General features: G+C 66.5%; 19 protein-coding genes. 9 read left to right on the forward strand and 10 right to left on the reverse strand.

Annotation, left to right across the window (positions count from 1 at the left end):
- Positions 1-1,091: amino acid permease (locus B3E94_RS12570; RefSeq protein WP_286913749.1), on the reverse strand; the 1,091-nt coding region annotated here is incomplete at its 3' end.
- A gap of 325 nt (positions 1,092-1,416) precedes the next feature.
- Here B3E94_RS12570 and B3E94_RS12575 point away from each other — a divergent pair.
- Positions 1,417-2,841, forward strand: a complete 1,425-nt coding sequence (locus B3E94_RS12575) for a PLP-dependent aminotransferase family protein (protein WP_176518275.1) — start codon at positions 1,417-1,419, stop codon at positions 2,839-2,841.
- 116 nt (positions 2,842-2,957) lie between these two features.
- Here the strand turns inward: B3E94_RS12575 and B3E94_RS12580 are convergent, their stop codons facing one another.
- The 3 genes from B3E94_RS12580 to B3E94_RS12590 are packed head-to-tail and all read right to left on the reverse strand — an operon-like array spanning position 2,958 to position 6,554.
- Complete coding sequence (locus B3E94_RS12580) at positions 2,958-3,980, reverse strand: histone deacetylase family protein (protein ID WP_286913750.1); 1,023 nt, start codon at positions 3,978-3,980, stop codon at positions 2,958-2,960.
- Positions 3,980-5,221, reverse strand: a complete 1,242-nt coding sequence (locus tag B3E94_RS12585; protein WP_176511305.1) for a Zn-dependent hydrolase — start codon at positions 5,219-5,221, stop codon at positions 3,980-3,982. Before B3E94_RS12585 ends, B3E94_RS12580 begins: the two co-directional genes overlap by 1 nt.
- A gap of 28 nt (positions 5,222-5,249) precedes the next feature.
- Positions 5,250-6,554, reverse strand: a complete 1,305-nt coding sequence (locus B3E94_RS12590) for an MFS transporter (RefSeq protein ID WP_286913751.1) — start codon at positions 6,552-6,554, stop codon at positions 5,250-5,252.
- 155 nt (positions 6,555-6,709) lie between these two features.
- Between B3E94_RS12590 and B3E94_RS12595 the strand changes: the two genes are divergently transcribed.
- Complete coding sequence (locus B3E94_RS12595; RefSeq protein ID WP_176511303.1) at positions 6,710-7,618, forward strand: LysR family transcriptional regulator; 909 nt, start codon at positions 6,710-6,712, stop codon at positions 7,616-7,618.
- A 114-nt stretch (positions 7,619-7,732) separates the two neighbouring features.
- Entirely contained in the window at positions 7,733-8,275 is a 543-nt protein-coding gene (locus tag B3E94_RS12600) for a WYL domain-containing protein (protein ID WP_286913753.1), read from the forward strand.
- A 130-nt stretch (positions 8,276-8,405) separates the two neighbouring features.
- On the opposite strand, the gene B3E94_RS12605 is transcribed toward B3E94_RS12600, so the two are convergent.
- The 5 genes from B3E94_RS12605 to codB all read right to left on the reverse strand — a co-directional run bounded on the left by B3E94_RS12605 (position 8,406) and on the right by codB (position 13,869).
- Positions 8,406-9,137, reverse strand: coding sequence for a hypothetical protein (locus B3E94_RS12605; protein WP_286913754.1), 732 nt, complete (start codon positions 9,135-9,137; stop codon positions 8,406-8,408).
- Between the two features lie 74 nt (positions 9,138-9,211).
- Positions 9,212-9,955 (reverse strand): sulfite exporter TauE/SafE family protein, encoded by a 744-nt coding sequence (locus B3E94_RS12610; RefSeq protein ID WP_176511300.1) that lies wholly within the window; start codon positions 9,953-9,955, stop codon positions 9,212-9,214.
- A gap of 191 nt (positions 9,956-10,146) precedes the next feature.
- Complete coding sequence (gene codA / locus B3E94_RS12615) at positions 10,147-11,385, reverse strand: cytosine deaminase (protein ID WP_286913755.1); 1,239 nt, start codon at positions 11,383-11,385, stop codon at positions 10,147-10,149.
- Positions 11,386-11,389: 4 nt separating this feature from the next.
- Entirely contained in the window at positions 11,390-12,607 is a 1,218-nt protein-coding gene (locus B3E94_RS12620) for a PucR family transcriptional regulator (RefSeq protein WP_286913757.1), read from the reverse strand.
- The gene (gene codB, locus B3E94_RS12625; protein WP_176511297.1) at positions 12,604-13,869 is read right to left on the reverse strand and encodes a cytosine permease; all 1,266 of its coding nucleotides are present in this window, start codon (positions 13,867-13,869) and stop codon (positions 12,604-12,606) included. The genes B3E94_RS12620 and codB overlap by 4 nt, the downstream gene beginning before the upstream one ends.
- A gap of 278 nt (positions 13,870-14,147) precedes the next feature.
- Here codB and B3E94_RS12630 point away from each other — a divergent pair, with 278 nt between their 5' ends.
- The 5 genes from B3E94_RS12630 to B3E94_RS12650 all read left to right on the forward strand — a co-directional run bounded on the left by B3E94_RS12630 (position 14,148) and on the right by B3E94_RS12650 (position 18,902).
- Complete coding sequence (locus B3E94_RS12630) at positions 14,148-14,771, forward strand: glutathione S-transferase family protein (RefSeq protein WP_236238312.1); 624 nt, start codon at positions 14,148-14,150, stop codon at positions 14,769-14,771.
- 83 nt (positions 14,772-14,854) lie between these two features.
- Positions 14,855-15,340 carry a hypothetical protein gene (locus tag B3E94_RS12635; protein ID WP_176511295.1) on the forward strand — a complete coding sequence of 162 codons (486 nt, stop codon included), beginning with the start codon at positions 14,855-14,857 and terminating at the stop codon, positions 15,338-15,340.
- Positions 15,341-15,428: 88 nt separating this feature from the next.
- Complete coding sequence (locus B3E94_RS12640) at positions 15,429-16,205, forward strand: ParA family protein (RefSeq protein ID WP_236238314.1); 777 nt, start codon at positions 15,429-15,431, stop codon at positions 16,203-16,205.
- 63 nt (positions 16,206-16,268) lie between these two features.
- Positions 16,269-16,679 carry a DUF2946 family protein gene (locus B3E94_RS12645; RefSeq protein WP_236193768.1) on the forward strand — a complete coding sequence of 137 codons (411 nt, stop codon included), beginning with the start codon at positions 16,269-16,271 and terminating at the stop codon, positions 16,677-16,679.
- A gap of 72 nt (positions 16,680-16,751) precedes the next feature.
- Positions 16,752-18,902, forward strand: a complete 2,151-nt coding sequence (locus B3E94_RS12650; protein WP_286913759.1) for a TonB-dependent receptor — start codon at positions 16,752-16,754, stop codon at positions 18,900-18,902.
- Between the two features lie 58 nt (positions 18,903-18,960).
- On the opposite strand, the gene B3E94_RS12655 is transcribed toward B3E94_RS12650, so the two are convergent.
- A complete protein-coding gene (locus tag B3E94_RS12655; protein ID WP_286913760.1) occupies positions 18,961-19,689 on the reverse strand; it encodes a class I SAM-dependent methyltransferase in 729 nt (242 codons plus the stop codon).
- A gap of 299 nt (positions 19,690-19,988) precedes the next feature.
- On the opposite strand from B3E94_RS12655, the gene B3E94_RS12660 reads away from it, so the two are divergent.
- Positions 19,989-21,326 carry an MFS transporter gene (locus B3E94_RS12660; protein WP_286913761.1) on the forward strand — a complete coding sequence of 446 codons (1,338 nt, stop codon included), beginning with the start codon at positions 19,989-19,991 and terminating at the stop codon, positions 21,324-21,326.
- Positions 21,327-21,354 lie beyond the last annotated feature (28 nt).

Here is a 21,354-nt window from a genome sequence, read left to right on the forward strand (position 1 = left end):
CTGAAGTTGATCAGCGCGCAGACCACGGCCACGGCGCACGAACCGATGATGGCGAACACCGGTACGCCGGTGCCGGCGCGGGTGATCTTGAAGAACGACGGCGCGTCGCCACGCTGGGCCAGGGAGAACAGCATGCGCGAGGCGGTGTAGTGGCCCGAGATCAGGCAGCTGCTCACCGAAGTCAGCACCACGAAGTTCATCAGCAGCTCGGCGTAAGGCACGCCCAGCAGCTCCAGGGTACGGCGGTAGGCGCCATAGCCGGAGACGCCCAGTTGCGGGTCGTTCCACGGCACCAGGCAGACGATCAGGAAGATCGAGCCGACGTAGAACAGGCACACACGCCATACCACCGAGTTGGTGGCCTTGACGATCTGGGTGGCTGGGTCCTTGGCTTCGGAGGCGGCGATGGTGACGATTTCGGCACCGAGGAAGGCGAACATCACCCCAAGCAGCGCACCGATCACCGTGCTGATGCCATTGGGCATGAAGCCTTCGGAGGTCAGGTGGCTGATGCCACGCACTTCACCGAACTGCCAGACGTTGGTGACCGCGGCGGTACACACGATCAGGAAGCAGACGATCGCGATCACCTTGATCAGCGCGAACCAGAATTCGAACTCACCGTAGTGCTTGACGTTGAAGAAGTTGACGGTGATCAGCAACAGGGTCGTGGCCAGCACGAACACGTTGACGCTCACATCGGGGAAGAAACCGTGCAGGATCTTGCCCGCCACATAAGCTTCCCAGGCCATCAGGATGACCCAGTACCACCAGTACAGCCAGCCGATGGTGAAACCGGCCCAACGGCCGATCGCGCGGTCGGCGTAGGTGGAGAACGAGCCGGTGTCAGGCGAGGACGTCGCCATTTCACCGAGCATGCGCATGATCAATACCACCAGGATGCCGCCCGCCAGGTAGGCCAGGACAGCAGCCGGGCCGGCGCTGTGGATCACGCTGCCGGAACCGACGAACAAGGCGCCGCCGATAACCCCGGCGATCGACATCATCGTCAGGTGGCGCGACTTGAGCGAGGCACTGAGTTTGCTCTCGTGCCCGCTTTTCGCGGTGGTGGTTGTGGATGTTGCGTCCATCAGTTGTGTACCCCGTGCTTCTTTTTATCCAAGGAAAACTGCAAGACCGCGATGGTCATCGGCCTCACGTACATCAGTGCTAATGCGGGCAGGAGGTGTGTGGCAACACACGCAGGCCATCCATGGCGGCCTGCTGACGCGCCCCAGGGTTTGCCCCTCGGGCGAACTGAACATGCTTTATGTGGCGATATCTGACACCTAATGTAAAAATGTATGACACATAGAGCCATGCACAGTGGCAGGAAAGTCGCACTGCACTGTACAGGCCGCCAATGCAATACACCCTGTAGGCGCTTGGCGTTACGCACCCTTCAAGGCCCCCGGAATGCTTGAATTACACCCAGACTCCTCGACCCCGCTGGTCAATCAGATCATCGATGGGCTGCGCGAGCTGATCGACAACCAGACCCTCAAGCCAGGCGCCAAGGTGCCGTCTATTCGGGCCTTCGCCGCCACCTACTCGGTGAGCACCTTCACCGTGGTCGAGGCCTACGACCGCCTGGTGGCCCAGGGCCTGCTGGTGAGCAGGGGCAATGCCGGGTTCTTCGTCAACCGCGCAGCAGCCGAGCTGCTGGACAACCACAACAGCGAAGCCGACACCACTCGACCATTGTTCAACTCCGAGTGGTACCTGCAGCAGATCTTCGAAACCCGCCAGCTGCCGTACAAGCCAGGCTGCGGCTGGTTGCCCAACGACTGGATGTACGAAGACGGCCTGCGCCGCGGCCTGCGCCAGGTGGCCGGCAGCCCGCTGGAGCTGTCCGGCTATGGCGACCCGATGGGCCTGCCAGAGCTGCGCGCGCTGACTGCGCAGAACTTGCAGCAAGAGTTGTCGATCGTCGCCAATCCTGCGCAGTTGATGCTCACCCACGGCGCCAGCCAGGCCCTCGACCTGGCCGTGCGCACCCTGGTGCGCCCCGGTGACGTGGTGCTGGTGGACGACCCGGGCTACCCGAACCTGATGAGCGTGCTGCGCACCCAGGGCGCCACCCTGGTCGGCGTGCCGCGCACCCCCAACGGCTACGACCTCAACCACCTCGAGCAGTTGCTGGCGCACCACCGCCCAACCGCGTTCTTCACCCAGCCGCACCTGCACAGCCCGACCTGTTCGCGCACCCCGCTGCCGCAGCTGCACCGGCTGCTGCAGCTGGCCAGCCAGCATGGCTTCCGTCTGGTGGAGAACAACCTGTACGCCGACATGATCGCCGAGCCGCAGCCGTGCCTGGCCAGCCTGGACCACCTGCAGCAGGTGGTGTACGTGGGCAGCTATTCGAAGAGCATCTCGCCCAACGTGCGGGTCGGTTACCTGCTGGCCAACCCGGAGCTTGCGCAGAAGCTGCTGCACATGAAGATGCGCTCGGGCCTGACCACCTCGCAGGTGATGGAGCGCGTGGTGTACGCGGCGATCATCGACGGCCGCTGGCGCAAGCACCTCAAGCGCCTGCGCCAGCGCCTGGCCGAGGCGCACCAGGACGTGGGCCGGCACCTGCACCGGCTGGGCTTCGAGCTGTTCACCGAGTCGGACGAGGGGATGTACATCTGGACCCGGCACCCGGCGATTCCGGACAGTGCGGCGCTGCTGGATGATGCGCTGGAGAAAGGCATCATGCTCGGGCCTGGGCAGTTGTTCATGGTCGATGCCGAACCGACCGGGTGGATGCGGTTCAATGTGGCGTTCAGTACGGACCCGGCGATGTGGGAATTGTTGGAGAAGGTGCTGGTCAAGCACGTGCGCCGAGGTGGGATCTAGCAAATGCCGCCTGTGGGAGCCGGCTTGCCGGCGATGAGGCCAGAGCAGACGACCCGCTAGTGTCTGTACGGGCCCTATCGCCGGCAAGCCGGCTCCCACAGGGGTATGGAGGTCGGCTATCGCCAGTCTTGCTTGCCCGCAAAAAACGCCTGCGCATTGGCCTCCAGGCTCTCCAGGTGATAGCCCCCTTCCTGCACGATCACGCACGGCATGCGCAACGCCCGAATCCGCTCACCCAATAGCGCGAACCCTTCGGTCGTCACTGCCACCTTGCTCTGCGGGTCCAGCTCGTAGATATCGAACCCCAAAGACAGCACCAGCACCTCGGCCCCAAAGTCATTCACCGCATCCAGGGCAATCTCCAGCTGCCCCATGAAATCCGCCTCACTGGCGCCATGGGCCATCGGCAGGTTGAGGTTGTACCCCTCCCCCGCGCCACTGCCGCGCTCGTCCTCGAACCCCGCCACACCCGGGTAGAAGTTGGTCGGATCACCATGGGTCGACACATACAGCACGTCATTGCGTTCGTAGAAGATCTCCTGGATCCCCTGCCCATGGTGCATGTCGGTATCGAGTATCGCCACGCGGCTGTAGCGGCTGCGCAAGGCCTGGGCGGCGACCGCGGCATTGTTCACATAGCAGAACCCCCCGGCCGCATCGAACCGCGCATGGTGCCCCGGTGGCCGGCACAGCGCGTAAGCGGCCGGCTCGCCATCGAGGATGGCCTTGGCCGCGGCCACCGCGCTCTGCGCCGACCAGTAGGCCGAACGCCAGGTGTGCTCGCCCACCGGGCAGCTGCCGTCGGCCAGGTAGCGCCCGGCCTGGGCGAGGATGCCGCGCAGGGCATTGGGCTCGCGCACGAAGATGTTCGACATCACCTCATCGCCCCAGTCCTCGGGCACTTCCTTCCAGCGTGCATGGGCCTCTTCGAGGAAGGCCAGGTACGCCTGGCCATGCACGGCCTTGAGCGGGCCAAGGCCGGCATCGTCGGGCTGGCGGATGTCGAAGCCCAGGCCCTTGGCCGCCTGCAGCAGGCGCTGGGCGCGCTCGGGGACTTCCTGCGGGGTGCGCATGGCGCCGCGCGAGTAGTAGCTGCGCGGATGGTGCAGCAGTTGTTCGGGGTGGAAGTAGCAACGCATCAGGCTTCTCCTTGTTCGACACGGCCGGCGCGGGCCAGCACGGCGTTGAGCAGTACGTCGACACCCTGGCGGGCGTCCTCGGGCAGCACGTCTTCGGCCTCGTTGTGGCTCAGGCCGCCGACGCAGGGGATGAACACCATCGCCGTCGGGCAGTAGCGCGCCAGCAGGATGGCATCGTGGCCGGCGCCGCTGACGATGGCCTGCTGGGCATAGCCAAGGCCGTCCACCGCCTGCTGCACGGCGGCCACGCAGTCGGCATCGAAGGGCGTCGCCGGGCTGACCCAGTGGCGCTCGATGCGCACCTTGAGGCCGCGCTGGGCGGCGATGGCCTGCAGCTGCTGGCCCAGGTCGCGCTCCATGGCCTCGATGGCCTCGTCACGGTGGTGGCGCAGATCGACGGTGAAGCGCAGCGCACCCGGGATGGTGTTGCGCGAGGACTTGGCAATCGACAGCTCGCCCACGGTGGTCAGGCCCTGCGGGGCGAAATCGGCGGCCAGCTGCTCGACGGCCTGGATCATCCGCGCGGCGCCGTACAGGGCGTCCTTGCGCAGTGGCATCGGCGTGGTGCCGGCATGCGCGGCCATGCCTTCGACGGTCACGTCCAGCCAGCGGATGGCCTGGCCGCCGCTGACCACGCCAATGGCCTTGGCGTTGTCCTCGAGAATCGGGCCTTGCTCGATATGCGCCTCGAAGTAGGCATCGACCTTGCCGCCCAGCGGGCGCTGGCCGGCGTAGCCGGTGCGCTGCAGTTCAGCGGCCACGCTGATGCCGTCGGCATCGCGGATCGCCAGGGCCTGCTCCAGGGCCAGGGTGCCGGTGAACACCGCCGAGCCGAACATGGCCGGGGTGAAGCGGGCACCCTCCTCGTTGGTCCACACGGCGATTTCCAGCGGCTTGCGGGTCTGGATGCCCAGATCGTTCAGGCGCCGTACCACCTCCAGCCCGCCCAGCACGCCATAGACGCCATCGAAACGGCCGCCTTCGGGCTGGGTGTCGAGGTGGCTGCCGATCATCACCGGGGCGGCATCCGGGTCGCTGCCCGGGCGACGGGCGAACAGGTTGCCGATGGCGTCCACCGACAGGCTCAGCCCGGCCTCGCGGCACCAGTGGCTGAACAGCTCGCGGCCGGCCTTGTCCTCGTCGCTCAGCGCCAGGCGGCAGCTGCCGCCGCGGGCGGTGGCGCCGACTTCGGCCATGGCCATCAGGCTCGCCCACAGGCGCTCGCCATTGCTTTTCAACATAGGGGTACTCCTAACTAAAACGAATGATTCAGGCCAGTTCCAGTTGCTGGCTGCGGGCGTACTGGCGCGACAGGGCCAGCACGCAGACCAGGGAAACGCTGGCGATCAGGGTGTAGAACACAGCCATCGGCCACCACTGGCCGGTGAAGGTGTGGGCCAGCCAGGTGCCGATCAGTGGGGTCAGGCCGCCGGCGATGGCGCCGCACACCTGGTAGGCCATGGAGATTGCGGTGTAGCGCACGCGGGTTTCGAACATGCCGCTGACGTAGCCGGCGATCACCGCGTAGAACGAGGCCATGCAGGCGGCGGCCAGGGCGATGCCGAGCACGATCAACGGCCCTTGGCCGGAGCTGACCAGCACGAACATCGGGTACGGTGAGGCCATGGCCAGCAGCGCGACCAGGGCCAGAAAGCGTGTGGCGCCGAGTTTTTCCGACAGCCAGGCGGCCAGCGGCTGCACGCAGAACTGGATGATCGCGACGAAGAACAGGCACTCGAGAATCAGCGAGCGTTCAAGGTGCAACTGCTGGGTGGTGTAGCTGATCATGAAAGTGTTGGTGAAATAGACCCCGGCAATGCCCAGGGTATTGGCGCCGATGCACAGCAGCAGCGGGCGCCAGGCGGTGCGCAGCACCTCCAGCACCGGTGCCTGCTCCTTGCGCAGGGCCTTTTGCGCCTGCTCGCGGCTGGCCAGGAATTCGGGCGACTCGTTGACCCCCAGGCGGATCGCCAGGCCCACCAGCAACAGCAGCGCGCTGGCCAGGAACGGCACGCGCCAGCCCCAGCTCATCAGCTGATCCTCCGGCAGGCGGGTGACGGCGCCAAAGGCCAGCAGCGAGAGGATCAGCCCCGCCGGGCTGCCCAGCTGGGCGAACGAGGCAAAGAAGGTGCGCCGGCCTTTGGGCGCATGCTCCCCGGCCATCAGCACCGCCCCGCCCCACTCACCGCCCACGGCGATGCCCTGGACCACGCGCAGGATGATCAGCAGCACCGGTGCTGCGGTGCCGATCTGCGCGTAGGTCGGCAGCAGGCCGATGCACACGGTGACGATGCCCATCATCAGCAAGGTGATGACCAGCGACTTCTTGCGCCCGATGCGGTCGCCCACATGGCCGAACACGATGCCGCCCAGCGGCCGGGCGAAAAAACCCACGGCAAAGGTGCCGAAGGCGGCCATGGTGCTGAACAGGCTGTTGTCGGAGGGGAAGAACAAGGCGCCGAACACCAGGGCGGCGGCGGTGGCGTAGATGTAGAAGTCGTACCACTCGATCATGGTACCGATGAACGCGGCGGCAGCGGCGCGGCGCGGCTGGGGCGAAGCGATTGGCTTCATGGGGGCTCCTTTGCTTGTTTTTCTGGCAGGAGTTGGAAGGGTCACGGTGGCGCTCTGGCGGCGCGCTGACTGCGATTTATCGGCCTGGGGCTATGATTAGTCAATTTTCTATTTATTATTCGAACTATTAACCACGCTTATCATCGAGCCCCCCTATGTCTGACCGCCTGCTCAACGACCGCCTCGACTGGAACCTGCTGCGCACCTTCCGCGTGATCGGCCAGGAGCTGTCGATCAGCCGCGCCGCCGCGCGCCTGCACCTGACCCAACCGGCCGTGAGCCAGGCCCTCAAGCGCCTGGAAGACCAGCTGGGGCGCCAGCTGATTGCCCGCCGCGGGCCACGCTTCGTGCTCACCGACATGGGCGAGCAGCTGTTCCAGCTGGCTGGCGAGGTGTACGGGCAGATGTCGCAGATCGGCGGCCTGCTGGAGCAACCGGCCGATGAGCTGGTGGGCAAGGTGCGGTTGCTGATGATCAGCCGCATCGTCAGCGAGCGTTTCGACGATTTTCTCGCCGATTTCCACCGTTTGCACCCACGGGTGGACCTGGAAATCGACGTGATGCGCAGCTCCGACATCGTCGCCGCGTTGCAGGAAAAGACCGCCACCGCAGGCCTGAGCCTCAACCGCCGGCCACAACCGCGGCTGGAGCAGCGGCTGTTCCTGCGCCAGCGCTACGCGTTCTTCTGCGGCAAGCACCATGCCCTGTTCGGCCAGGCCGAAGGCGACCTGCAGCGGGAGAACTTCGTCAGTTTCACCAGCGACCAGATCGGCGGCATGCTCTCGCCGCTGACCATCTTCCGCGACCAGCAGGGCTTCTCCGGGCGCATCGTGGCCTCTTCGCCAAGCCTTGAGGAGGTGCGCCGGCTGGTGATCGCAGGGTTCGGCATCGGCTGCCTGCCGGAGCACGTGGTGGCGCCGGACGTGGCAGCGGGGCTGCTGTGGAAGCTGGCGCCGCAGGAAGGGATCGCCGATGTGGACATCCACCTGCTGTGGAACCGGGAGCAGCGTTTGAGCCGCGCCGAAGAGGTGTTCATCGAGGCGTTGCAAGCCAGCCTGGACTGACGGGTGGGCCGGGCTGGAACTTGGATCCGATCCTGTGAACGGGTATGCTACGCACAATAGCTATATGCCATCACTGCGGGCGCACCTTGCGCCCGGCGCTCAAGGACGAGACCCGTGCCCAGCCACCCTACCCGCCATACCATCGCCCGCCAGTGGCAACTGCTCAAGTTGCTGCCCGACCGCCACCCCGGCATGAGTGCCCTGCAGTTGCAGGCGGCCTTGGCCAAGGCCGGGCACAAGACCAGCAAGCGCACGGTGGAACGCGACCTCAACGAGCTGGCCACGCTGTTTCCGGTGCATTGCAACAGCAAGGGCATGCCTTATGGCTGGTACTGGCAACCGGGGTTGAGCCTGGAGGAAGTGCAACAGCTGCAACCCGACCAGCTTTCGCCCACCGCGCAGATCGAACTGCGCGCCTGGGTGGACGACGGCCTTGCCCGGCGCCTGGAAGACCAGCCGCTGTCCGAAGACATGCAGCTGGCGCCACAACGCACCGGCGGCGCCAGGCTGGCGGCCACGGTCGAGGACAGCCGTGCGCTGATGGGTTGGCTGCTGTCCCAGGCAGGTTCGATTCGTGTGCAGGCACCGGAAGATCTGCGCACCGCCATGGTCGCGCAACTGCGCGAAAGCCTGGCGCTGCACGACAGCACTCACTGACAACACAGGCCATTGTGGGAGCGGGCTTGCCCCGCGAACACCGGCGAAGCCGGTGCCAGCCACCGCGCCGCCTGCTTCGCGGGGCAAGCCCGCTCCCACAGGGGTGTGCTCGGATGTAGGGGTGAGCGGCTCAGGAAGGCAAGCCTGGCAGCCGCCGCCGCGCCAGGCAGGCCCCGAGCCCGAGCACGCCCAGCACCAGCACGCCCAGCAGCATCAGCAGTTCGCTGCTGTAGCGCGCCACCAGCGCCGGGAAGCCGGCGAACTCGCGGTACACCTGCACATCCGCCGCGCCGTCGGCGTGGCTGATGCTGATGCCGCCCTGGCGGATCTGCGCATAGTCGGCATCGAAATAGACCCACACCTTGTACACCCCACCTGCTTCGATGCTGGCGATCTGAACCTGGGGCGTCGAGGTTTCGTAGAGGGTGTCGTTGCCTGCCGCATCGCGGACCTGTACCAGGCCCTTGGCCGGCAGGCGGATCTTGACCTGGCGCACCACCGTGTTGCCGCTGTTGTGCAGGTCGATCAGCAGGCCCGTGCGGTGGTCCACCAGGCCCGCTTCGAACGGCTTGGCAAACAACTGTGCGTAAGGCGCCTGGGCCAGTTCCACCAGGCGGTCGACCTGGTCCGGGTTCAACGCGCCCTCGGCGATGCGGTCGATGCGCGGCTGCAACTGTTCGTACTTGAGCTGTTCGTTGGCGCGGCTGATGCGCTCGCTGAACTGGCTCGGGTAGGTGAGGTAGGCGTAGGTCAGGGATGCATCCAGCCGCGCGTTGTTCTTGAACAGCACGTAGAACAGCAGCATGGCGATCAGGACCAGCAGCGTGGCCGCGAGGGGTTTCCTGGTGATGTCCCAACTCAACGGTGCGATTCCTTCTGTAGCGGGTAAGTGCGAAACGGGCCAAAGGGTGCCAAGTTCGGCGCCCCCAGGCAAGTTCAAGCGGCCAGCAACTGGGGCAACGAGGCCATCAGCATGGCCACCCCGGACAGGGTCAGCAAACCCAGCACCACGCGGCGGAACGCTTGCTCGCTGATACCCAGGTACACCCGCGTGCCGAATAGCGCCGGCAGGGCCATGGCCAGCAGCACCACGCCGAACGAGGGCAGCATGTCGCGGGTGACCACGCCGGTGCCCAGGTAGGTGAGCATGGTTACCGCCAGCATCGACAGGTTGAAGTTCTGGATGACCGCGCGCTGGGTATCACGCTCGAAGCCGCGCAAGGTACACCACAGTGTAGGCACTGTGCCGGTAAAGCCGCCGATGCCGCCCAGCGCCCCGCCGAGCATGCCCACGGCGCCGTCGGCCAGGCGGTTGCCCGGCAGCCTGGGCAGGCGCGGCGCCAGCAGCATCAACGGGCACCACAGCACCAGCAGCGTGCCGAACACGGCCTTGAACCAGAGCATGTTGAGGTACGGCAGCACCCACACCCCCAGCGGGATGCCGGCCAGGCCGCCGAGCACGAAGGGCCACAACAGCGGCCAGCTGAAGCCGCGGCGCACGCTGAACACAGCGATCAGCTGGCCGGCGAGGCTGCCGAACACGGTCAGCGAGGCTGCCAGGCGCGGCTCCAGGCCCCAGGCCCAGAACGACATGGCGACCATGCCGAAGGCGAAGCCGGAAAGGCCCTGGACGAAACCGGCAACGATGGCGCCGAGGGCGATGAGGTAGAGCGAGTCCATAGGGGGCTTGGCAGTTTGGCTTGAGTCGGTGCCATACGATGCCAGAGCTGGCGGCGGATGTCTGCGCCTGGGGGCAAACGCCGCGGACATTGTGGGAGCCGGCTTGCCGGCGATCACCGGCGCAGCCGGTGCCCTGCACCGCGGTGCCTGCATCGCCGGCAAGCCGGCTCCCACAAAGGGTGGTGAATGCTTTAGGCGAAGCGCTCGATCTGTGCCGGGGTGCGCCGCATCAGCACTTTGCCGTGGCGCACCGACACCAGTGCATGCCCCTGGCTGCGGACCATCTCGTAGTCATCGGCCGCCGACAGCAACAAAAGGTTCGCCGGGCGCCCCACTTCGATGCCATAGCGCTCACCCAGGTTGAGGGTGCGGGCGCTGTTGTCGGTGATCAGGTCCAGGCAGCGCTGCAGGTCCTCGTAGCCGAGCATGTGGCAGATGTGCAGGCCGGCCTCGAGGATGCGCAGGATGTTGCCGTTGCCCAGCGGGTACCACGGGTCGACGATCGAATCCTGGCCAAAGCAGACGTTCATCCCGGCCCGGTCGATTTCCGCCACGCGGGTCAGGCCGCGGCGTTTCGGGTAGGTGTCGAAGCGCCCCTGCAGGTGGATGCTTTCGGTCGGGCAGGAGACGAAGTTGATGCCCGACATCTTCAGCAAGCGGAACAGCTTGGAGCAGTAGGCATTGTCATACGAGCCCATGGCCGTGGTGTGGCTCGCCGTCACCCGCGCGCCCATGCCACGCACCCTCGCCTCTTCGGCCAGCACTTCGAGAAAACGCGACTGCGGGTCGTCGGTCTCGTCGCAATGCACATCCACCAGGCAACCGGTGCGCTCGGCCAGCTCCATCAGGAACTTCACCGACGACACGCCCTGGTCGCGGGTGTTTTCAAAGTGCGGGATGCCGCCCACCACATCGGCGCCCATGGCCACCGCCTCGGTCATCAGCGCCCGGCCGTTGGCATACGACTCGATGCCCTCCTGGGGGAAGGCGACGATCTGCAAGTCGACCAGCGCGCGCACCTCCTCGCGCACCTCGACCATGGCCTTGAGCGCGGTGAGCTTGGGGTCGGTGACGTCGACGTGGGTGCGCACATGCTGGATACCGTGGTCCACCAGCATGCCGATGGTCTTCTTGGCGCGGGTCTTGATGTCGTCGTGGGTGGTGATCGCCTTGCGCTCGGCCCAGCGCTCGATGCCTTCGAACAAGGTGCCGCTCATGTTCCAGTTCGGCTCGCCTGCGGTGAGGGTCGCATCGAGGTGGATGTGCGGCTCGACGAAGGGCGCCACCACCAGGTTCTGCTGGGCGTCCAGGTCGTCGCCGGCGGCGGCGACAACCTCGGCCTGGGGCACGATGGCGGCGATGCGCTCGCCCTGCAGTTCGATGCGGAACAAGCCGGCCTTGCCGCGCAGGCGTGCGTTGATGATGTTCATGGGGTTACTCCTTGCCTTGGGCTTCGGTCATGCGCCATATCAGCATAGCGACCGCAGCATTCATGCGAAAAAGCGGGTCGTCCAGGGACTGCCCGCTCAGTTGTTCGATGCGTTGCATCCGTTGGTTGATGGTGTTGCGGTGCACACCCAGGCGCTGCCCGGCCTTGAGGCCGTTGCCGTTTTCCATGAGCAGGGCATCGAGGGTGTGCAACAAGGTATTGGGCTGCTTGCGCCCGGGGCTGCGCAGCGGGCCGAGGGTCTGGGTGACGAAGTCGTCGAGCAGCGAACGGTCGACCACCCCTTGCAGCAAGCGCAGCACGCCCAGCTCGCTGAAGTCGCAAAGGCCGCTGGCCGGGCGCAGGTTCTGCGCCACCTCCAGCGCCTGGCGCGCTTCGTTCAGGGCCTGGCGGTAGCGGGCACAGTCCTCGGCGGGGCTGGAAAGGCCCATGAACAGGCCCATCTCGCCCGCCAGCTCGGCCAGTTGCCGGTGCAGGCCAGCCAGGGCTGCGCGCAGGTCGGGCGCGTCGGGCAACAGCAGCACGAACAGGTCCCCGGCCAATTGCGCGGTGACCGCTTCGGGGCGGCTGCGGCACCAGGCTTCCAGCACGTCTTCCAGCGCCTGCCGGGTGCCTTGCCACAGGCGCTCGCCCTGGGCCAGGCCGTGCCGTTCGAACAGCCCGTCGACCGCCGACAGGCGCAGCGCCACCAGCCGGCGCGGGCCGTCCAGCGCCAGTTGCAGGTGCGCCGCACGCTGGCGGGCGATGGCCAGGCTGGGGTAATCGCCGGTCAGCAACTGGCCGAGGATGTCGTTGCGCGAACGCCGCTCCTGGGTCATCTGCACCAGCGCGGTACCGATCAGGTGGGTGACCACCACCATCTTCAGCGCATAGGGCTGCTCGATCAGCGGCAGGCCCAGCTGCTCGGCGCGGGCAATCACCGCAGGCGGTATGCGCTGGATGAACGAGCCACCGGTGAGGATCACCATGCCGGCGATGCCCACCGCCTCGCCATCCTCCACCAGGCTCAGCAGGTTGCCCTCGCCACGCGGGTGGTTGATGCCGGTGACGAACACCAGCTCGCCGCCCATCACCCATTCGGCGATGCCTTCGTTCTCCGCCACGTAGGGCCAGCGCACGCGCCGCTGCAGGTGGCGGGCACCGGCCCGCACGCGCATGTCTTGCAGGCCCGGCAGGCACAGCAGTTGTTCGAGTGCCAGGCTCACTGCTCGGCCTCGGCCTGGCCCAGTACCTGGCGCCGGCCACGCAGCTCGAGCAGCAGGATGTAGCACAGCGCCGAGGCGCTGATGCCCACCAGCGGCGCGACCCACGGCGAGGCGTAAGCCAGCACCGCGCCGACGGCATAGGCGAACAGCCCGGCAACGTTGTAGCGCGGCAGGCTAACCGAGGCCAGCGCCGGGTACTTGCCACGGTGGCGGTACCAGAAGTCGGCCATGATCACCCCTCCCACCGGCGGGATGATCGAGCCCAGCAGCACCAGGAACGGGATCAGCATTTCGTACATGCCACCGATCGCCAGCAGGATGCCGACACCCGCGGCCGCCAGGGTCATGCTGCGCCGGCGTTCGCTGCGCAGCAGGTGGCAGGCCGCCGCCGAGACGTTGTAGATGGTCGGCCCCTGGATGGTCCACAGGTTCAGGCAGAGCATCACCACCGCCGCGAACGACAGGCCCTGGAGCATCATCACCTCGACGATGTCGGCCTGCTGGTAGACCATCGCGCACCAGGCCCCCGCCACCACCATCAGGCCGTTGCCGAGCAGGAACGCGACGATGCTGGCGGTGACTGCCACCCGCCCGCTGCGCGACAGGCGCGTCCAGTTGGTGGCCTGGGTGGCGCCGCTGGCGAAGGTGCCGAAGACCATGGTCACTGCGGCCGAGAAGGTCAGGGTTTCATGCGGCACCAGCGCGGCGAGCTGCTGCAGGCCGCCGACATCGCGGGTGGCGATCACCATGGAGATGACCAGCAGCGCGAACATCAGCGGCACCGACACCCGCGACAGCAGGTCTAGGCCCTTGAAGCCGACGATGGCGGTAATGCTGAAGCCCAGCCCGAACAGCACCATCAGCGGCACCGTGAAGCCAGGCGCCAGCCCCAGCAGCTTGACCAGCACGATGGCCACCGTGGCGGTGCCCCAGGCGTACCAGCCAAGTTCGGCGAAACCGAGCAGAAAGTCCGAAAGCCGGCTGCCCGCCTCACCGAAGCAGAAGCGGCCCATGAGCACGGTATTGAGCCCGCTGCGCGAGGCGATGAACGCCAGCGCTGCGGCATACAGCGCCAGCAGGCTGTTGCCGATGACGGCGACCCAGAGCATGTCGACGAAACCGAAGGCCATGCCCAGCTTGCCGCCGGCGAACATGGTGCCGGTGAAGAAGGTGAAGCTGAACAGCACCATGGCGATCGGCAACAGGCCCTTGCGCGCATGCTGGGGCGCTTCGCACAGGGGGAATTCGGAGGGTGAGCTCATGGTCGGGGTGCTCCGGGTAGTAGGTGCAGCGGCAAGAGCAATATGCGGGCCGCTTTTGCAGGGGCTGGAAAAGCCGAAAAAGCAGGCGCGAGGCATAGAAAAAGCGGTGCAACATGCACAGCAAAGCGCCGATCGGGCGCGATCGATGTGTGCTGCGTGACTTATTTGGAGGCAAATATGCACCAATTCGGCACAGCCCTGGGTAGTTTTCACCCAGCCCCTTGACCCAGATCATGGCCTGTCGGACGATCGGCGCTTCCCCGAGCAAGGACCACGGCATGTTACGGATACTGGGCAGAGCGTCTTCCATCAACGTGCGCAAGGTCCTCTGGGCCTGCGTCGAATTCGATATCCCGTTCCAGCGCGAAGACTGGGGCACGGGCTTCAAGCCCACCAGCAGCGCGGAATTTCTCGCCCTCAACCCCAACGCCATGGTGCCGGTGATCCAGGATGGCGACTTCACTCTTTGGGAATCCAACAGCATCATCCGCTACCTCGCCAACCGCTATGGCGATGCCGCCTGCTACCCCACCGAGGCAATCGCCCGGGCCCGCGTGGACCAGTGGATCGACTGGCAGGCCTCGGACCTGAACCGCGCCTGGAGCTATGCCTTCCAGTCGCTGGTACGCCACTCCCCGGCGCACCAGGACCCGCAGGCGCTGGCCGAGGGCTGCGCGCAGTGGGCGCACAACATGCAGATCCTCGAACGCCAGCTCGCCGCCACTGGCGCCTATGTGGCGGGTGAGCACTTCACCCTGGCCGACATCCCCATCGGGCTGTCGGTGAACCGCTGGTTCGAGACGCCCTTCGAGCACCCGCCGCTGCCAGCGGTGAGCGCGTACTTCGAACGCCTCACCGCACGCCCCGGCTTCGTTGCCCACGGCCGCAACGGCACGCCTTGAATCGCCCGCACGGTGCCCGGCGCAATTGCCCGGGCGCCCCGCTATAATCGCCGCTCTGAAACACCCGCCCAAGGCCCACCTCCATGCCCCGCTTGCCGAAGTTGCTGTTGCCCCTGCTGTTCGCTGCCGCGCTCTGCGCCTGCGACCAGAAGCCCACCCGTGAAGCACAGATCCTGGCCAACCTGCCCTTGCAGGAAGCCTACGAGCACAACATCGAGCGCATGGCCGCGCTGCTGCAGCGCACCCACCCGCAGCTCGACGAGCAGGCCATCGGCGCGGTGCTGCGCAAGCACCTCACGGTCGAGGACCAACGCCAGGACCTGTTCAAGCTCTACAGCGAGCAGAACTTCAGCGACGCCGAATTCGCCAGCATCGTCGCCGCCACCCGCGACCCGGCCAAGGCCCGGGCCATGGAAGACACCGAAGCGGGCAAGCAACTGAGCGCCAAGCTCACCCGGCTGATGCGCGAGACCGCGCGCGATCCGAAGGTGCAGGCACTGGCCGAGCAGCGCATGCAGCAGGTGGAGGACGAATTGGCCGAGCAGGAAGAAAAAGCTCTACTACGCTAGTTGTAACAAGTGTTGTCATAAAACTGTCGTCTTTCGGTCATAGGATTGACCCCAACCTGACATTTCCCCCTTCATGGATGAGCGTCTCATGCGTCGTGTGGTTTTCAATCAGAAAGGTGGCGTGGGCAAATCGAGCATTGCCTGCAACCTGGCCGCAGCCAGCGCCGCCGAGGGCTATCGCACACTGCTGGTCGACCTCGACCCGCAGGCCAACGCCACCTACTACCTCACCGGGCTGACCGACGACGCCATCCCCGCCGGCATCGCCGACTTCTTCCGCCAGACCCTCTCGCCCACGCTCGCCGCCGGCAAGAAGCACCGCGTGGCGATCACCCAGACGCGCTACCCCAACCTGCACCTGGTCACCGCCAGCCCCGACCTCAGCGACCTGCAGAGCAAGCTGGAGAGCAAGTTCAAGATCAACAAACTGCGCAAGCTGCTGGTGGAGCTGGGCGAAGACTACGAGCGCATCTACATCGACACCCCGCCTGCGCTGAACTTCTACACCTTCAGCGCCCTGGTGGCGGCCGAGCGCCTGCTGATTCCATTCGACTGCGACAGCTTCTCGCGCCAGGCGCTGTACAGCGTCATGGCCGAAGTCGAAGAGCTGCGCCAAGACCACAACCCGGCGCTGCAGGTCGAAGGCGTGGTGGTCAACCAGTTCGCCGGGCGCACGGCGTTGCACCAGACCCTGGTCGATCAGCTGCGCAGCGAGGGCCTGCCGGTGTTGCCGGTGTACCTGAGCAGCTCGATCAAGATGCGTGAATCGCACCAGGTATCGGTGCCGCTGGTGCACCTGGCGCCGCGGCACAGGCTGGCGCAGGAGTTCGTCGAGCTGCTCGATGCCCTGGAGCGGGCCGCCTAGCTGCGACAACCTGCCGCGCCCAAGGGCTACCCGACCGTTCGTCCGGGTGGTAGATTCGCCGCCATGAAAACCACCCGGCAGACCCGCACGCTGACCGCCTGGACGCTCTATGCCAGCGTCCTGTTCAGCCTATTGCTGTGCGGCCTGCACCATGGCCAGATGGGCGGCCTGCGCCTGGCCGGCCTGGAAGGCGGGTTCTGCTCGATCAACAGCGAGCACGGCGTGGCCATCGACCTCGATGGCGCCGGCGGCGACCAGCACATGGCCCAGCTCGACTGCCCGGTGTGTTCCTCGTTCGGCATGGCCGTGCCGCTGAGCAGCGCCGGCTGGTCGTTCGCCCCGGCCCACAGCGCCGCCAGCTCGCCGATCGTGGTGCGCAGCTGGGCGCAGCCGCCGCCACGCTACCAACGCCCTGCCCTCAACCCCCGCGCCTCCCCCGCCGTCTTCCCCGCTGCAGCCTTGCATTTCGCCTGACCACTGAATAAGCCGGGCGCGCCTGCGCGCGTGCGTGGTCAGCCATGACCCTTGCGTGGAAGACATAAAAACATGTTTCGCAATACCTCCCTGGTGCTCCTCATGGGCACCTGCACCTTTGCCTGGGCGGACGATGCCGCCGTTGAACTGAGCGCCACCACCATCGACGGCGAGCGCGAAGCGCCCTCCGGCGTGCAGCTGGATGAACCCATCCGCACCGGCTCCCGGCTGGGCCTTACCGCCCGCGAAACGCCTGCCTCGGTGAGCGTGTCGGACCGGCGCGTGATCGAAGAGCGCGGCGCCAAGGACAGCCAGGACCTGATCAACGCCATGACCGGCGTCAACGCCTCGGCCAACCCAGGCTACGGCGGCTTCGTCAGCTACCGCGGCTTCACCCAGAACCAGGTCACCCAGCTCTACAACGGCATCAACCTGGGCTACAGCAGCGCCACGCGGCCGGTGGATGCCTGGGTGCTGGACCGCGTCGAACTGCTCGGCGGGCCGTCGTCGTTCTTGCATGGCGCAGGCTCGGTCGGCGGCTCGATCAACTACATCACCAAGCTCGCCAGCCGCGACCAGCAGATCATCGACGGGCGAGTGCGCTATGGCAGCTTCGACGATTCGGAAGTGGCCTTCGGCATCAACCAGGCCCTGGCCAGCAACCCCGCCGACGCCCGCCACTTCATGCGCCTGGACTACAGCCATGGCAGCGGCAACGGCTACATCGACCGCAACGAGCGGCAAACCGACAGCCTGGCGTTTTCGCTGCTGAGTGACCTCACCCCCAACCTCACCCACACCCTGGCGCTGGAGTACCAGGAAGACCGCGAGGACAGCCCGTACTGGGGCTCGCCGATCCTGCCCGGGCGCAGCACCATGAAGATCGACAACAGCCGCCGCTTCGAAAACTACAACGTCGCCGACGGCCGTTACGAGCAACGGGTGCGCTGGCTGCGCTCGATCCTCGACTACCAGCTCAGCGACAGCACCAGCGTGCAGAACACGCTGTACCACTACAACGCCCAGCGCGACTACCGCAACCTGGAGCGCTACAGCTACACCCCGAACGGCGATGTGCAGCGCGCCAGCCCCTACCTGCAACGCCACGACCAGAACGTGCTGGGCGACCGCATCGAACTGCGCCATGACAATCACCTGTTCGGCCTGGCCAGCCAGTGGTCGCTGGGCCTGGACTATTCGCGCATGCGCCAGACCCTGTACCCGACCTCGGGCAGCTACACCGACGTGGTCGACCCCGAGCACTTCGACCCGGGCAGCTTCGACGACATCCCCGGGGTCAATGCCGGCCTGACCAAGCAGCGCCGCCACGAGCTGACCAACCGCGCCGTGTTCGCCGAAAACCGCCTGCAACTGACCGAGCGCCTGGCCCTGCTGACCGCCCTGCGCTACGACTACCTGGACATGCAGGTGACCAACTACGGCGCCGTCACCCCCACCTCGCCGGCCTACTTCGAGCGGCGCTGGGAGCCGCTGTCCGGGCGCATCGGCCTGACCTACGCGCTCACCCCGTCGGCCAGTGTCTATGCCCAGTACAGCACCGCCGCCGACCTGCCGGCCGGCTCGCTGGCTGCAGCCACCTATTCCAATGTCGGCCTGTACGACCTGTCCAAGGGCGAGCAGTGGGAAGTGGGCAGCAAGTTCGATTTCCTCGACGGGCGCGGCGCGGCGACGGTGGCGCTGTACCAGATTGTGCGCAAGGACTTTGCCGTGCGCGATTCGGTCGACCCCAACCTCACGGTCCAGGCCGGCCAGCAGACCTCCCGCGGCATCGAACTGGCCGGGCGCCTGCAGGTGACGGCCAAGCTGCTGGCCGAGGCCAACTATGCATATGTGGACGCCAAGTACGACACCTTCAACGAGGCCGTCAACGGCGTGTCGGTGTCGCGCGAGGGCAACAACCCGGTCAACGTGCCGGCCAACGTCGCCAACCTGTGGCTGACCTACAGCTTCAACCCCGCCTGGTCGGTGGGCATGGATGGGCGCTACGTGGGTTCGGTGTATGCCGACAACGCCAATACCCTCAAGGCCCCGGCCTATACCCTGTTCGGCGCCTTCGCCCGCTACCGGCTGGACGAACACACCACGCTCACCGGGCGGGTGCGCAACCTGACCGACGAAGTGTATGCCAAGCAAGCCTACGGGCAGCAGTACTACATGGGCGCACCGAGGACCTTCGAGGTGGCGCTGGACATGCGTTTCTGACGCGTAGATGAACACCGTCCTCGCCGCCCGCGCGGCAGCGAGGACGGCCTGCTCGGTTTCAGCGCTGTGCGGCCACCAGCAACATCATCGGCCGCTCGCGCTCCTCGGCCAGTGATGGCATCGCGGCCACCTGCTCGGCGCTGGGCGCGAATTCCTCGACCCGGTTTATCCGCAACCCGGCGTCGATCAGCGTATTGAGGGTGCTGGCCAGGGTGCGGTGGTACTTCAGCACGCCCTTGGCAAACCAGTCGGTGCGCCGCTCGCCCTCGTTCGCGTAGCCATTGACCGGCCAGGTCGGGCGGCCGTCTGCGTCCTTGAACCACTGCGGGTGGGCGGCGGCCATGTAGATCGGGTGCTCGACGGTGAACACCAGGTGCCCACCCGGGGCCAGGGCTTGGGCGAGTGTGCGCACCAGGCGGGCGAAGTCCTGGACGTAGTGGAAGGTCAGTGCGCTGTAGGCCAGGTCGAAGGCGGCCGGCGGCAGCTGCAGTTGGTCGAGGTCGGCGCTGCGGTATTCGATGGCTGGGTCGTGGGTGTCGCGGCGGGCGCGCTCGAGCATTTTCTGCGACAGGTCCAGGCCCAACACCGAGGCGGCGCCTTGTTCGCGCATCCAGCGCGAGGCCCAGCCGAAACCGCAGCCAAGGTCGACCACGCGCTTGTCGCGAAGGCTGGGCAGCATGGCGCGAATCGCCGGCCATTCCGGTGCGCCGTCCAGGCCCAGCTGCTGGCGCGGCAGCTGGCTGTAGCCGGCGAAGAAGTCGGGGTTGTCGTAGATGTTCTGGGCCATGGTCGGCTCCTTGTAGTAACTGCAGCCACAGACTCTAGCGCATGGGTTGGCGCCTGCGCAGGCCCTATCGCCGGCAAGCCAGCTCCCACAGGGACATCATAGTTTTCAAGGCCTGTGCTGTGCCTGTGGGAACCGGCTTGCCGGCGATAGGGCCAGCCCGGCCAGAACAGATATCCCGATGTCGCCCATGAAGAAGCACACCCCCGCACACCCCGGTCTACTGCCGGTACAACATCGATGACGCGGCCTCGACCGCCTCACGTTCCTTCAGGCTGCCTATGGAACCGGAGCACCTGCACATGTGCGCATCTCATGAGGTATCCCCCGCCACCCTTCGGCGGGTCATCGCTGCCTCGGCCATCGGCAATTTCGTCGAATGGTTCGACTTCGCGGTCTACGGCTTTCTCGCCACCCTGATCGCCAGCCAGTTCTTCGCCAGCGGCGATGCCAGCGTGGCGTTGCTCAAGACCTTTGCCGTGTTCGCCGTGGCCTTCGCCTTGCGGCCGCTGGGCGGCATCGTCTTCGGTGCCCTGGGCGACCGGCTGGGGCGCAAGCGCATCCTGTCGCTGACCATCCTGCTGATGGCCGGCTCCACCACGCTGATCGGCCTGCTGCCGACCTACGCCAGCATCGGCCTCGCCGCGCCGGCGCTGCTGACCCTGGCGCGCTGCCTGCAGGGCTTTTCCGCCGGCGGCGAGTACGCCGGGGCCTGCGCCTACCTGATGGAGCACGCACCGCGCAACCGACGGGCGTTCTATGGCAGTTTCGTGCCGGTCTCGACCTTTTCCGCATTCGCCTGCGCGGCGGTGATCGCCTATGGCCTGGAAGCCAGCTTATCGGCCGAAGCGATGAGCAGCTGGGGCTGGCGCGTGCCGTTTCTGGTGGCCGCGCCGCTGGGGCTGGTGGGGTTGTACCTGCGCTGGCGCATGGAAGAAACCCCGGCCTTCCGCCAGGCGCTGGCCGAGGGCAAGGCCCATGAACACTCGCCGCTCAAGCAAACCTTGCGCAGCCATGGCCGGGCCATTCGCAACCTGGGGGCGTTCATTTCGCTGACCGCGCTGTCGTTCTACATGTTCACCACCTACTTCGCCACTTACCTGCAAATGGTCGGCAACCTCACCCGTGCCCAGTCGCTGCTGGTAACCACGGTGGCTTTGCTGTTCGCGGCGGCAGGCTGCCCGCTGGCCGGGGCGTTCTCGGACCGCGTGGGGCGGCGCAAGACCATCGGCTTCACCTGCCTGTGGGTGATGCTGTGCGTGTTTCCGGCGTACTGGCTGGCCAGTTCCGGGTCGATGTCGGGGGCGCTGCTGGGGGTGATCCTGCTGGCGGTGGGGGCGCTGTGCAGTGGCGTGGTCACGGCGGCGCTGCTGTCGGAGAGTTTCCCGACCCGTACCCGCTATACCGCCTCGGCGATCACCTACAACGTGGCCTACACCTTGTTCGGCGGCACCGCGCCGCTGGTGGCGACCTGGCTGATCGGGCAGACCGGCAGCAGCCTGGCGCCGGCGTTCTATTTGGTGGTGATTGCCTTGGTGGCGCTGGTGGGGGGGTTGGCGTTGCCGGAGACTTCGCGGATATCGCTGCATGATGAGCCGGGGGTTGATGGGCAGCGGCAGGCGGCTCGCAGCGCCGTTTGAAACAGGGGCTGCTGTGCAGCCCAATCGC

Origin of the sequence: Pseudomonas sp. UBA6315 (genome assembly GCF_002438125.1) — a bacterium.
Taxonomy (GTDB): Bacteria; Pseudomonadota; Gammaproteobacteria; order Pseudomonadales; family Pseudomonadaceae; genus Aquipseudomonas; species Aquipseudomonas faucium.

Bases quoted from the DNA above. Each gene is read 5' to 3' on its own strand.
- B3E94_RS12575 (WP_176518275.1), top strand. From the start codon at position 1,417: ATGCTTGAATTACACCCAGACTCCTCGACCCCGCTGGTCAATCAGATC.
- B3E94_RS12580 (WP_286913750.1), bottom strand. From the start codon at position 3,980: ATGCGTTGCTACTTCCACCCCGAACAACTGCTGCACCATCCGCGCAGC.
- B3E94_RS12585 (WP_176511305.1), bottom strand. From the start codon at position 5,221: ATGTTGAAAAGCAATGGCGAGCGCCTGTGGGCGAGCCTGATGGCCATG.
- B3E94_RS12590 (WP_286913751.1), bottom strand. From the start codon at position 6,554: ATGAAGCCAATCGCTTCGCCCCAGCCGCGCCGCGCCGCTGCCGCCGCG.
- B3E94_RS12595 (WP_176511303.1), top strand. From the start codon at position 6,710: ATGTCTGACCGCCTGCTCAACGACCGCCTCGACTGGAACCTGCTGCGC.
- B3E94_RS12610 (WP_176511300.1), bottom strand. From the start codon at position 9,955: ATGGACTCGCTCTACCTCATCGCCCTCGGCGCCATCGTTGCCGGTTTC.
- codA (WP_286913755.1), bottom strand. From the start codon at position 11,385: ATGAACATCATCAACGCACGCCTGCGCGGCAAGGCCGGCTTGTTCCGC.
- codB (WP_176511297.1), bottom strand. From the start codon at position 13,869: ATGAGCTCACCCTCCGAATTCCCCCTGTGCGAAGCGCCCCAGCATGCG.
- B3E94_RS12630 (WP_236238312.1), top strand. From the start codon at position 14,148: ATGTTACGGATACTGGGCAGAGCGTCTTCCATCAACGTGCGCAAGGTC.
- B3E94_RS12635 (WP_176511295.1), top strand. From the start codon at position 14,855: ATGCCCCGCTTGCCGAAGTTGCTGTTGCCCCTGCTGTTCGCTGCCGCG.
- B3E94_RS12640 (WP_236238314.1), top strand. From the start codon at position 15,429: ATGCGTCGTGTGGTTTTCAATCAGAAAGGTGGCGTGGGCAAATCGAGC.
- B3E94_RS12645 (WP_236193768.1), top strand. From the start codon at position 16,269: ATGAAAACCACCCGGCAGACCCGCACGCTGACCGCCTGGACGCTCTAT.
- B3E94_RS12650 (WP_286913759.1), top strand. From the start codon at position 16,752: ATGTTTCGCAATACCTCCCTGGTGCTCCTCATGGGCACCTGCACCTTT.
- B3E94_RS12655 (WP_286913760.1), bottom strand. From the start codon at position 19,689: ATGGCCCAGAACATCTACGACAACCCCGACTTCTTCGCCGGCTACAGC.
- B3E94_RS12660 (WP_286913761.1), top strand. From the start codon at position 19,989: ATGTGCGCATCTCATGAGGTATCCCCCGCCACCCTTCGGCGGGTCATC.